Raw genomic sequence first — 13,406 nt, forward strand, 5'->3', positions numbered from 1 at the left:
GACCTTAAAAAATAAATGTTGAAATATTGCTATAAAGTATATTTTGAACTAGAGATATTTTAGGATTAGTGCCTTATCACTCATGCTAAAGGATGAAATGGTTTTATTAGAGAAGTCGAACTATGTGTGCTAGACACTCGCACTAGGAAATAGATTTATAGAATTTTCTTTTGGATAGTTGCGGAAAATAGGACCAATTTTCCAGTGATTTTATAAAAAGGCGGAGGAGGTAAAAACTCAATTTGAAGATAAAATTGAGTAAATCTTTCCGTTATAAAACGTATAGTATCAAGTTTTTTTGAACATCTGATATTATGCGTTTTCTTATTTTAAGGGGGCGTTTGCCCAGTCGTTTTCTTTTATTTACCCACCGATGAAATCGTCGGATAATTATAAAAATTCAAGAAAAAGCTTGCGTAAATGTTAGAAAATTCGAGCACGAATGTATTTTTTGTGTTATAATATTCTGTGAGTAGTTATGCCTTGGTGTAGCTATTAAAAATAGAAGTGTGAAACTGGTAAGATAGAGAGGACGCAGTGTAATGACTAGGAATGGTTTTTTTACAGGCTTAGATATCGGAACTAGCTCTATTAAAGTGTTGGTTGCAGAGCTTGTAAATGGTGAAGTAAATGTAATTGGCGTAAGTAATGCCAAAAGTAAAGGTGTCAAAGATGGGATTATCGTTGACATCGAAGCAGCAGCGACGGCTATTAAGTCTGCAATTTCTCAAGCAGAAGAAAAAGCAGGAATTTCAATCAAGTCTGTAAACGTTGGTTTGCCAGCTAATTTGCTACAAGTTGAGCCAACTCAAGGCATGATTCCGGTGACATCAGATACAAGAGAAATTACAGATCAAGATGTTGAAAATGTGGTTAAATCAGCTTTGACTAAAAGTATGACTCCAGACCGTGAAGTTATCACCTTTATTCCAGAGGAATTTGTCGTAGATGGATTCCAAGGAATTCGTGATCCTCGCGGAATGATGGGTGTGCGTTTGGAAATGCGCGGTCTCTTGTACACTGGCCCACGTACGATTCTCCATAATCTTCGTAAAACTGTAGAGCGTGTAGGCATTCAAGTTGATAACGTGATTATTTCACCTCTTGCAATGGTTCACTCTGTCTTGAATGAAGGTGAACGTGAGTTTGGTGCGACTGTTATCGACATGGGTGGTGGCCAAACGACGGTTGCCACTATTCGCAATCAAGAACTTCAATATACAAATGTTAACCAAGAGGGTGGCGATTATGTCACAAAAGACATTTCAAAAGTTCTTAAGACTTCTAAGAAAATTGCAGAAGGTCTAAAATTGAACTATGGTGAAGCTTATCCACCGCTAGCAAGCAAAGAAACTTTCCAAGTTGAAGTGATCGGTGAAGTTGAACCAGTTGAAGTGACCGAAGAATACTTGGCTGAGATTATTTCGGCAAGACTTAAGCACATTTTTGAGCAAATTAAGCAAGATTTGGAAAGACGTCACCTATTAGACTTGCCAGGAGGTATTGCTTTGATTGGTGGAAATGCCCTCCTTCCAGGCGTCGTTGAATTGGCCCAAGAAGTATTTGGAGTCCGTGTTAAGTTATTCGTACCAAATCAAGTTGGGATTCGTAATCCTGCTTTTGCCCATGTCATTAGCTTGTCAGAATTCGCTGGAAGCCTTACTGAAGTGAATGTTCTAGCTCAGCGAGCAATTCGAGGGGAAAATGCTTTAAGCCACCAGCCACTTGACTTTAGAAGTTCAGCTCAACCTGTTTCACCTGTTTCTCCACGACCAGTATTTAATACAGTGACAACTTCTGAGCCTGAAACAACTCAATCTGTTGAACCAGTAGCTCCTCTTCAATCAGAAGAAAAGAGCAAAGGTAAATTAACGGATCGTTTCCGTAGCTTGATTGGAAGCATGTTTGACGAATAAAATAGAGGAATATAAATATGACATTTTCATTTGATACAGCAGCAGCACAAGGTGCAGTAATTAAAGTAATCGGTGTCGGCGGTGGTGGTGGAAATGCCATCAACCGTATGGTTGACGAAGGCGTTTCTGGCGTTGAATTTATCGCAGCTAACACAGATGTGCAAGCTTTGAGCAGTACAAAAGCTGAGACAGTTATCCAGCTCGGTCCTAAATTGACTCGCGGACTTGGTGCAGGAGGTCAACCTGAAGTTGGTCGTAAAGCTGCGGAAGAAAGCGAAGAAGTATTGACAGAAGCAATCAGCGGTGCTGATATGGTCTTCATCACTGCTGGTATGGGTGGAGGTTCTGGTACAGGTGCTGCACCAGTTATCGCTCGTATTGCAAAAAGTCTCGGTGCTTTGACAGTTGGTGTTGTTACTCGTCCATTTGGTTTTGAAGGAAGCAAACGTGGACAATTTGCTATCGAAGGGATTAACGAACTTCGTGAGCATGTTGATACACTCTTGATTATCTCAAACAATAATTTGCTAGAAATCGTCGACAAGAAAACTCCACTTCTTGAAGCATTGAGTGAAGCAGACAACGTTCTTCGTCAAGGTGTACAAGGGATTACAGATTTGATCACAAATCCTGGTTTGATCAACTTGGACTTCGCAGACGTTAAGACTGTTATGGCTAACAAAGGCAATGCCCTTATGGGAATTGGTATTGGTAGCGGTGAAGAACGTGTTGTAGAAGCTGCTCGTAAAGCAATCTACTCTCCACTTCTCGAAACAACTATCGATGGTGCTGAGGATGTTATCGTTAACGTAACTGGTGGTTTGGACTTGACTTTGATTGAAGCTGAGGAAGCATCAGAAATTGTTAACCAAGCAGCTGGTCATGGTGTTAACATCTGGCTTGGAACATCTATTGATGAGACTATGAAAGACGAAATCCGCGTGACTGTTGTTGCGACAGGAGTACGTCAGGACAAAGTTGAGAAAGTTGTAACTGCTCAACCACGCCAAGCAGCCTACCGTGAACCTGCTCGAACTAGTCATGCGCAGACTTTTGATCGTAATTTTGATATGGCTGATACAGCAGAAATTCCAACTCCAAGTTATCGTCGTCAAGAAGCTCCAAAGACATCAGCTTTTGGTGACTGGGACTTGAGACGCGATGCCATCGTTCGTCAAGGAGAGCCAGTTGTTTCTCCAGTGGAACGTTTTGAAGTTCCAGCAGCTACGGATGAAGATGAGTTGGAAACACCACCATTCTTTAAAAATCGTTAATGAAGATGAATTTAAAAGAAAATACGAACCTTGTTTTTCAACAGATATCGAATGCAGTTCAGGAAGCTGGTCGTGAAAACGACTCGGTTTCTGTGATTGCGGTGACCAAATATGTAGATGTTGAAACAGCCTCAGCTTTGGTTTCGCAAGGAGTGCAACACATTGGTGAGAACCGTGTTGATAAATTTCTTGACAAGTATCATGCTCTAAGTGATAAGAATCTTACCTGGCATTTGATTGGAACCTTACAGAGACGTAAAGTCAAGGAAGTGATTTCTTATGTGGATTATTTTCATGCTTTAGATTCATTAAAGCTAGCTCAGGAAATTCAAAAACGAGCAGACCACAAGATTAAGTGCTTTTTGCAAGTAAATATTTCTAAGGAAGAGAGCAAGCACGGTTTTTCGAAAGAAGAATTGTTAGCCCTCTTACCAGAACTTTCAGAATTAGACCAGATTGAGTATGTGGGACTGATGACCATGGCTCCATTTGAAGCAACTAGTCAAGAGTTACTAGAGATATTTAAAGAAACGCAAGAATTGCAAAAAAACATTCAAGAAAAACATCTCCCCAATATGCCGATGACAGAACTAAGTATGGGTATGAGTCGAGACTTCAAAGAAGCGATTCAATGTGGTTCAACTTTCGTTCGAATCGGCACAGCATTTTTTAAGTAGGAAATAACCATGTCACTAAAAAATAAATTTGAAAAGTTTATAGATTATTTCACTGAAGATGGAGAAGAAGTGGCACCAAACGTTGCTGAATTAAAGCCTGAAAAAACGCTAACATCAGTTTCTGCCCCCATGGAAGAACTTCCACAAGCTCAACAACTTCCCCAGCCTTCACAAGTGAATTCAAAGGAAAAAAACATTACGCGCCTTCATGCTCGTCAGCAAGAATTAGCGATGAAGAGTCATCGTAGTACAGAAAAGGTAACCATTGATGTTCGTTATCCTCGTCGCTACGAAGATGCAACGGATATCGTTGATTTACTAGCAGGTAATGAAAGTATTTTAATCGATTTCCAATACATGACTGAAGTACAAGCGCGTCGTTGTCTAGACTATTTAGATGGAGCTCGTCATGTACTTGCTGGTGAATTAAGAAAGGTTGCAAATACCATGTACCTTTTGACACCAGTAGGAGTTGTGGTTAACATCGAAGATATTCGTTTGCCTGAGGGAACTCATGGTGAAGAGTTTGATTTCGATATGAAGAGAAAACGAGTGAGATAATGATATTTCTAGTTCGCTTTATTCAAAACGCTACAGATATCTATTCTATGATACTTGTAGCGTTTGCTCTCTTATCCTGGTTTCCAAATGCCTATGAGACTAGAGCAGGTCGTTTGTTGACTAATTTAGTCAAACCGATTCTTCAACCCTTGAGACGTCTGCCGCTAAGTATTGGTGGTTTAGATTTTTCAGTTTGGGTGGCTGTCGTTTTAGTTCATTTACTTGGAAACTATCTGATCCGTTTTCTTTTAATACTAGCATGAGAAAAGATATCTATCAGCATTTTTCAGTCGAGGATATTCCTTTTATTGATAAAGGTTTGGAGTGGCTTAGGCAGGTTGAAGAGCACTACGCTCCCATCTTAACTCCTTTTATCAACCCCCATCAGGCCTTTATTTTAAAGACATTTGGCAATCATCAAGGGATTCAAGTTTTTTCTAGCAATGATTTTGTAGCTAGCGAGTATAGTCGTGTACTACTTGCACCAGATTATTTCATACCGACTTTGACGGATTTTGAAATGGAATTGCTTGAGATTGTTTATTCTAGTAAGTTTGACCAATTGACACATTCCAGGATTTTAGGAACTGTTCTGAATCGTTTAGGAATCGATCGCAAGTTGTTTGGTGATATATTGGTAACGGAAAATAGAGCTCAAATCATTGTGGACCGGAAATTCACTTCCCTCTTCCAAGACGGGATTCAAAAGATTGCCAAACTACCTGTCAAGCTAGAAGTCGTATCTTTTGAAGATCTGGTAGAGGCCGAGAATGATTATCAGGAAAAGGAAGTTTTGGTTCCGAGTATGCGCTTGGATGCTTTCTTGTCAAATGTTCTGAAATTGTCTCGCTCGCAGACAGCTGATTTGTTAGAAAGAAAATATGTTCAGGTAAATTATCATCTGGTTGAAAAATCTGATTATCAAGTTAAGATTGGTGATTTAGTAAGTGTCAGACGTTTTGGAAGGATTAGTGTTCTGAGAGAAAATGGTCAAACAAAAAGGGATAAGAAGAAATTGACAATACAATTATTATTAAGTAAGTGAGGGGAAAATATGCCAATTACATCGTTAGAGATTAAGGATAAAAGCTTTAGTACTAAGTTTAGAGGTTTTGATCCTGAAGAAGTTGATGAATTTCTCGATATTGTAGTTCGAGACTATGAAACATTGGTTCGAAGTAACCATGATAAAGAGCAACAAATTAGAAATTTAGAAGAGCGTTTGTCTTATTTTGATGAGATGAAAGATTCATTGAGTCAGTCTGTGTTAATTGCTCAAGATACTGCTGAGCGAGTTAAACAAGCAGCTACTGAACGCTCTCATAATATCATTCATCATGCTGAACAGGAATCACAACGTTTGCTTGATGAAGCTAAGTACAAAGCAAATGAAATTTTACGTCAAGCAACTGATAATGCTAAGAAGGTTGCGATTGAGACAGAAGAACTGAAGAATAAGAGTCGCGTCTTCCATCAACGCTTGAAATCTACAATTGAAAGTCAATTGGCCATCGTTGATTCATCTGATTGGGAAGAAATTTTACGTCCAACAGCAACTTATTTACAAACCAGTGATGAGGTCTTTAAAGAGGTGGTTAGAGAGGCTTTGGGGGAAAATATTTCAGCATTTCATGAGGAGGAAGCCAATGATTTGACTCGTCAGTTTTCACCTGAAGAGGTTGCTGAGCTCCAAGCACGTATAGAAGCAACTAATCGTGAATTGATGGAAGCACAGGATGAATCAACTTTATCTGACTTATCTTCGTTAGTAAATAATGAAATGAGTTCTGAGTCTAAAGAGGATTCAGAATAACAATTTCTCAACATTTGTAATTGTAAAATCTGAGAACAAGATCTTATCAAACATATTTCCAGCGAGTAGGAGATGGTGGAAGTCCTACAATCCCTGTTGATAAGATTATCCTCTCAAGTTATCAAGTCTGAAGTTAGTAGGATTTGACGTTCCCCACGTTACGGGAAAAGAGGGAGAAAGACTAGTTCTTTTTCCGAACAAAGGTGGTACCACGATTTTCGTCCTTTTTAGCGAGTCGTGGTTTTTATTTTGTCTATATAAAAAAGGAGATATCATGAAACTCAAAGAAACTTTAAATCTTGGGAAAACTGACTTCCCAATGCGTGCAGGCCTTCCAACCAAAGAGCCAGTCTGGCAAAAAGAATGGGAAGAAGCAAAATTGTACCAACGCCGTCAAGAATTAAATGAAGGAAAACCTCATTTCACTCTTCATGATGGACCTCCATACGCTAACGGAAATATCCACGTTGGTCATGCTATGAACAAGATTTCAAAAGATATCATTGTTCGTTCTAAGTCTATGTCAGGATTCTACGCACCATACATCCCAGGTTGGGATACACACGGACTACCAATCGAGCAAGTTTTGGCTAAACAAGGTGTTAAACGTAAAGAGATGGACTTGGTTGAGTACTTGAAACTTTGCCGTGAATACGCTCTTTCTCAAGTAGATAAACAGCGTGAAGACTTCAAGCGCTTGGGTGTTTCAGGTGACTGGGAAAATCCTTATGTGACTTTGACTCCTGACTATGAAGCAGCCCAAATCCGTGTCTTCGGTGAGATGGCAAACAAAGGTTATATCTACCGTGGTGCTAAGCCAGTTTACTGGTCTTGGTCATCTGAGTCAGCTCTTGCTGAAGCGGAGATTGAATACCACGACTTGGTATCAACATCACTTTACTATGCCAACAAGGTTAAAGATGGCAAAGGTGTTCTAGATACAGATACTTATATCGTTGTCTGGACAACTACTCCATTTACTATCACAGCTTCTCGTGGTTTGACAGTTGGTGCAGATATTGATTACGTTTTGGTTCAACCTACTGGTGAAGCTCGTAAGTTTGTGGTCGCTGCAGAATTATTGACTAGCTTGTCTGAGAAATTTGGCTGGACTGATGTTCAAGTTTTGGCGACTTATCGTGGTCAAGAATTGAACCATATCGTGACAGAACACCCATGGGATACTGCAGTAGATGAACTCGTTATCCTTGGTGACCACGTTACAACTGACTCTGGTACAGGTATCGTCCATACAGCTCCTGGTTTTGGTGAGGACGACTACAATGTTGGTGTGGCTAATGGTCTTGAAGTTGCTGTGACAGTTAACGAACGTGGTATCATGATGGCTAATGCTGGCGCTGAGTTTGAAGGTCAATTCTACGACAAGGTAGTGCCAACTGTCATTGAAAAACTAGGCAACCTCCTTCTTGCTCAAGAAGAAATCTCTCACTCCTACCCATTTGACTGGCGTACGAAAAAACCAATCATCTGGCGTGCAGTTCCACAATGGTTTGCTTCAGTATCAAAATTCCGTCAAGAAATCTTGGATGAAATTGAAAAGGTTAAATTCCACTCAGAATGGGGTAAAGTCCGTCTTTACAACATGATTCGTGACCGTGGTGACTGGGTTATCTCTCGTCAACGTGCTTGGGGTGTTCCACTTCCGATCTTCTATGCTGAAGATGGCACGCCAATCATGACAGCTGAAACGATTGAACATGTAGCTCAACTCTTTGAGGAACATGGTTCAATTATCTGGTGGGAACGTGATGCTAAAGACCTCTTGCCAGAAGGATTTACACATCCAGGTTCACCAAATGGTGAGTTCAAGAAAGAAACAGACATCATGGACGTTTGGTTCGACTCAGGTTCATCATGGAATGGTGTCGTGGTTAACCGTCCAGAACTCAAATACCCAGCCGACCTCTACCTTGAAGGTTCTGACCAATACCGTGGTTGGTTCAACTCTTCTCTTATCACATCTGTGGCTAACCATGGTGTGGCACCATACAAACAAATCTTGTCACAAGGTTTTGCCCTTGATGGTAAAGGTGAGAAGATGTCTAAATCTCTTGGAAATACCATTGCTCCAAGCGATGTTGAGAAACAATTTGGTGCTGAAATCTTGCGTCTCTGGGTAACAAGTGTTGACTCAAGCAACGATGTACGTATCTCTATGGATATCTTGAGCCAAGTTTCTGAAACTTACCGCAAGATCCGTAACACTCTTCGTTTCTTAATTGCTAACACATCTGACTTTAACCCAGCTGAGGATGCAGTAGCTTACGAAGAACTTCGTTCAGTTGACAAGTACATGACCATCCGCTTTAACCAGCTTGTGAAGACCATTCGTGATGCTTATGCCAACTTTGAATTCTTGACGATTTATAAGGCTTTGGTGAACTTTATTAACGTTGATCTGTCTGCTTTCTACCTTGATTTTGCCAAAGATGTTGTCTACATCGAAGGTGCCAAATCACTCGAACGTCGTCAAATGCAAACAGTATTTTATGACATCCTTGTCAAAATTACTAAGCTCTTGACGCCAATCCTTCCTCACACTGCGGAAGAAATCTGGTCATATCTTGAGTTTGAAACTGAAGACTTCGTTCAATTATCAGAATTGCCAGAAGCTCAAACCTTTGCGAACCAAGAAGAAATCTTGGACACATGGGCAGCCTTCATGGACTTCCGTGGTCAAGCTCAAAAAGCCTTGGAAGAAGCTCGTAATGCCAAAGTCATCGGTAAATCACTTGAAGCTCACTTGACAGTTTATCCAAATGAAGTGGTACAAACCCTTCTTGGAGCTGTTGATAGCAATGTAGCTCAACTTTTGATTGTGTCTGAGTTGACCATCGCAGAAGGTGCAGCTCCAGAAGGTGCAGTAGCCTTTGAAGATGTAGCTTTCACTGTAGAACGTGCAGCTGGTGAAGTGTGTGACCGTTGCCGTCGTATCGACCCGACAACAGCAGAACGTCATTACCACGCAATCATCTGTGACCACTGCGCAATCATCGTAGAAGAAAACTTTGCGGAAGCAGTCGCAGAAGGATTTGAAGTAAAATAAAAGTAAAAAATGGCGAGGGTAGTCCAAAGGGTAATTTGAAAAGAAAGGCCAATAGCACTCTCCAACATTAAACGCATAATATCAAGATTTTTGCAAGTCTGGTATTATGCGTTTTTTTATTGTAATGCCCTTTTTACCAAGTATCTTTTTTGTATAGTGGATTGAATCCATAATATAGTAGATTGAATCTAAAATCATACATTATGACTGCTAAAAATATTTCTAGAAATTAGTTTGACTTTCCTAATCGAATTGTTCATACCTTATTTCAATCAAATATAGTATAGCACACTGTTGCTTCTAAAATATGGATAGAAATTGATTTGATTTCCCTAGTCAATTTGTTCAGATTTTATTTCATTTTACTATAAAATAAAATTGCTCTTTTTTGTTAGCAGGCTGCTTAAGAAATATCTAAGCCCGTGTATAAATTTGGAATTCTAGCAGCTAATCAACGTATTCTAGGAAGCTAAGGAAAGAGTTTCTAACAAAACATATAATATATATGTTTGTGTGGTGAAAATTTTTGCTCTTTTTGATTTTAAAAGAACATCAAGTTTTTAAGAAAAAAACTAACAAAATAGAGAAAAACTATATTTAGATATTATAAAAACCTATATGTATACATTTGGAATATAATAAACCGAAAGAAATCGAAAGAATAAATTTGATTTATCTAAGTAAAAAGATTATAATAAAATTGTATTTATACTACTACATAAACACAAAAGGAGAATATTTGATGTATTTTAATCGTAAAAATGCGGAACAGAAGAACTGGCGTATGATCAAAAAAGGGAAACATTTCTTGTTTGGTTGTTCGCTAGTCTTTGCGGTTGGAGCTACACTAGCTACTCCAACGGTTCACGCTGACAGTGTAGAAGCTAAGACAGAAGCTACAAATTCAGCAACACAAAATGAACCTACTGCAGAGGCGACGACCTATGCGGCACCAGCTGCAACTAGCCCAGTTGCGACTGAAGCAGTAGAAGCAAATTCAGCAACAACTGTCGTTTCAGCTGACAAATCTCAACTAGAAGCTGTTTTGACACAAGCTAAAGCTAAAAACTTGGATGGTCAAGAAGCTTCAGTTAAAGCTGAAGTAGCAGCTGCAATTGCAGAAGCAGAAGCATTAGTTGCGAACGGATCTGTAAGCCAAGATCAAATCAACCAAAGTGTTGAACGTTTGACTCAAGCTGTGGCAAGTGTGAAGGAAGTTACTGAAGCAGCAATTGAGAAAACATCGGAAGCAACTACAGAATCTTCAGCAACTCCTAAAGTAAGAAGCAGACGTGCGACTACTGAAGGAACAACTCGTTCAATTGATGAAACTAACCTTGCTCGTGCTATCGTAACCAAGGAAAACTTTGAAAGTTTCTTCCAAGAAGGTGGAACTGCAAGTTATGAAAAATCTTCAGGAACTATTAAGTTGACAGAAGATGTATCAGGACAGGCTGGTAATGCCTACCTACGTTTTAAAATCGATCCTAGCCAAGATTTCTCTTTCACTGGTAAAGTAGATATTGGTAATAAATATGAAGGACACGAAGTGGATGGTCGTGCTGGTGGTGACGGAGTCGGTTTTGTCTTCCATACAGGTAAGCAAAGTCAACTAGGTCTTTCTGGTGCATCAATCGGTATGGGTGGAATTAATGCAGCTTTTGGTTTCAAACTTGACTCATGGTGGAATAAAGGTACTCCAAAACCTGAAATCAAATCAATGGCAGATCCTTCATACAACCGTGGAGATACGAATCATGCGTTCGGTGCGTTTTATTCATCAAACAATCAAGGAAGAGTAAATTCTATTACAGAGATGAAACCTTTAAATCCAGCACCAAATGGACAATGGGTTGATTTCAAGATTAACTATAATGGAACTAAAAAAGAATTCACGGTAACATACGGTAGCCAAACTTGGACAACAAAACTTGATAAATCTAGCCGTAGTATGACAAATGAAGCCAAGAATGCTTTGACTGCTAGAAATGCTACCTATGCCCTCTCATTTGTCGGAAGTACAGGTTCTGGTACAAACTTGCAACGTGTTCAGATTGAAAAATTTGAGTTTACAGCGCCACAAATCGTCCACATGAAATTTGTTGATGAAAGTGGTCAAGAAATCGAAGCAAGTAGTGCGATTCCAGGTGACGAAAATGAAGTTATTAATCTGAGCACTCAAGACAAAAAGATTGCAGCAGTTGAAGCTAAAGGGTATACACTGAAAGAAATTGATTCTAGCAAGGCTCCTTCATACATTAAAGAAAACAACACAGTTACCCTAACTCCAGGTGGTCAATTGTTGACTTATGTATTTAAAGTAAAAGATACCACACCACCAGCAGCCCCAACTGTAAATTCAGTTACAGCAGGCGCTACAGCGGTAACGGGTACAGCCGAAGCAGGCTCAACCGTAGAAGTAACTCTTCCAGGTGGGTCTAAAGTATCCGCGAAAGCCGACCAAGATGGAAGCTACAGTGTTCCAGTAAGTGCCTTGAAGGAAGGCGACACCGTATCTGTGACTGCGACAGATGACGCTGGTAACAAGTCAACACCGACATCAGTAACGGTACCAGATAAAACGGCCCCAGCAGCCCCAACTGTGAACCCAGTTAAGGCAGGTGCTACAGCCATCACAGGTACAGCCGAAGCAGGTTCGACAGTAGAAGTAACCCTTCAAGATGGACAAAAATCCTCTGCAAAAGCTGGAGAAAATGGTGAGTTTTCAATTCCAGTTCCAGCTTTGAATGCTGATGATCAAATTAGTGTTACAGCAACAGATGTAGCTAAAAACACATCAACTCCAACTAAAGTTACTGTAAAAGAGACAGTTCGTCCGACCTTACACATTCCATATGATGATCCTGCGACACAAGCCATTTATGTTTACTCTGGTGAAGAAAATAATATTGAGCTAAAGGTAACTGATAATTCAGGTAAGATTGTAAAAGCTTATCTAGCTTTACCACAAGATAACCGCAGTGGGCTTGGTGCAGAAGACACTACCTTCTTAAACGGTAGAACTAAAGGTGGTTTGTATCTTAAGACTGAAGGTATTCATGTAGAAACTACTGCTACAGAGTCAACTCCAGCTATCGTTCGCGTAACTGGTGAAGTTCCTAAAAACACTTACACAGAAAGTAGTGGACAATTCACTCGTTACCTCTTTGCTGAAGATGCGGCGGGTAATACAGGTTATGAACATGTTGGTGATGCGACTACACCAGGACAACTTGGGCGTATCCGTTTTATGTGGAAACCACAGTCATTCAAATATACTGCAGTAGCTCCATCAACACCGATTAAATCAAATACTGTTCCAGAAGCGAGTGTCCTTGAAAAAGCTGTTAAAGATGCGAACCCAACTTTCAGCGATAAGATTGAAAGTGTTTCTGTAGATGGTACTAATGTTAAGGTGACTTATAAAGATGGAAGTACAGATGTCATTCCAGCAGACTCAGTATTCAAAATTGAAGCAACAGCACCTGCAGTAACACCAGTTAAAAATCCATCAAGCCTAACTCAACCAGAAAAAGATGCAGTTAAGAAAGCAGTAGAAACAGCGAACCCAAGTGCAACTAAGGTTGAAGTAGGAACCGATGGTACAACAACACTAACCTACTCAAATGGTTCGACAGCTAAATTGACCCCAGCACAAACTGTCAGTCAGGCAGACGTTACACCTCCAGTAGCACCAACTGTAAATGCAGTTAAGGCAGGTGCTACTAGTATTACTGGTACAGCTGAAGAAGGCTCAACCGTAGAAGTAACCCTTCCAAATGGAACAAAAGCAACAGCAACAGCTGACAAAGATGGTAACTTCAGCGTTCCAGTTAGCGGATTGGAAGAAGGTCAAACAGTCTCTGTCACAGCGAAAGACGCTTCAAACAATACATCAACTCCAACTACAGCAACAGTAGCGAAAGCTGATGATAAGACAGCTCCAGATGCACCAGTTGTGAACCCAGTTAAAGCTGGTGATAAAGCAGTTACAGGTACAGCCGAAGCAGGTTCAACAGTTGAAGTAACACTTCCAGATGGCACTAAAGCAACAGCAACAGCTGACAAAGATGGTAACTTCAGCGTTCCAGTTAGCGG

General features: G+C 40.1%; 9 protein-coding genes. All 9 read left to right on the top strand.

All coding sequences use genetic code 11. From position 1 onward, the window contains the following. Nucleotides 1-542: 542 nt before the first annotated feature. Entirely contained in the window at nt 543-1,916 is a 1,374-nt protein-coding gene (gene ftsA, locus M1R56_RS08045; protein WP_248035600.1) for a cell division protein FtsA, read from the top strand. Nucleotides 1,917-1,933: 17 nt separating this feature from the next. Then, nucleotides 1,934-3,190, top strand: coding sequence for a cell division protein FtsZ (gene ftsZ / locus M1R56_RS08050; RefSeq protein ID WP_248035602.1), 1,257 nt, complete (start codon nt 1,934-1,936; stop codon nt 3,188-3,190). 5 nt (nt 3,191-3,195) lie between these two features. After that, complete coding sequence (locus M1R56_RS08055) at nt 3,196-3,867, top strand: YggS family pyridoxal phosphate-dependent enzyme (protein WP_248035604.1); 672 nt, start codon at nt 3,196-3,198, stop codon at nt 3,865-3,867. A gap of 9 nt (nt 3,868-3,876) precedes the next feature. After that, nucleotides 3,877-4,428: a cell division protein SepF gene (locus tag M1R56_RS08060; RefSeq protein ID WP_075231297.1), complete on the top strand. Its 552-nt coding sequence runs from the start codon at nt 3,877-3,879 to the stop codon at nt 4,426-4,428. Continuing rightward, complete coding sequence (locus M1R56_RS08065; RefSeq protein ID WP_248035607.1) at nt 4,428-4,691, top strand: YggT family protein; 264 nt, start codon at nt 4,428-4,430, stop codon at nt 4,689-4,691. The genes M1R56_RS08060 and M1R56_RS08065 overlap by 1 nt, the downstream gene beginning before the upstream one ends. Continuing rightward, entirely contained in the window at nt 4,688-5,473 is a 786-nt protein-coding gene (locus M1R56_RS08070) for an RNA-binding protein (protein WP_248035610.1), read from the top strand. Before M1R56_RS08065 ends, M1R56_RS08070 begins: the two co-directional genes overlap by 4 nt. Nucleotides 5,474-5,482: 9 nt before the next feature. Further along, nucleotides 5,483-6,241: a DivIVA domain-containing protein gene (locus tag M1R56_RS08075; protein WP_075231300.1), complete on the top strand. Its 759-nt coding sequence runs from the start codon at nt 5,483-5,485 to the stop codon at nt 6,239-6,241. A 274-nt stretch (nt 6,242-6,515) separates the two neighbouring features. Beyond that, entirely contained in the window at nt 6,516-9,308 is a 2,793-nt protein-coding gene (gene ileS / locus M1R56_RS08080) for an isoleucine--tRNA ligase (RefSeq protein ID WP_248035612.1), read from the top strand. A gap of 742 nt (nt 9,309-10,050) precedes the next feature. Beyond that, nucleotides 10,051-13,406: Ig-like domain-containing protein (locus M1R56_RS08085; RefSeq protein WP_248035615.1), on the top strand; the 3,356-nt coding region annotated here is incomplete at its 3' end.

Origin of the sequence: Streptococcus sp. oral taxon 431 (genome assembly GCF_023115445.1) — a bacterium.
GTDB lineage: Bacteria > Bacillota > Bacilli > Lactobacillales > Streptococcaceae > Streptococcus.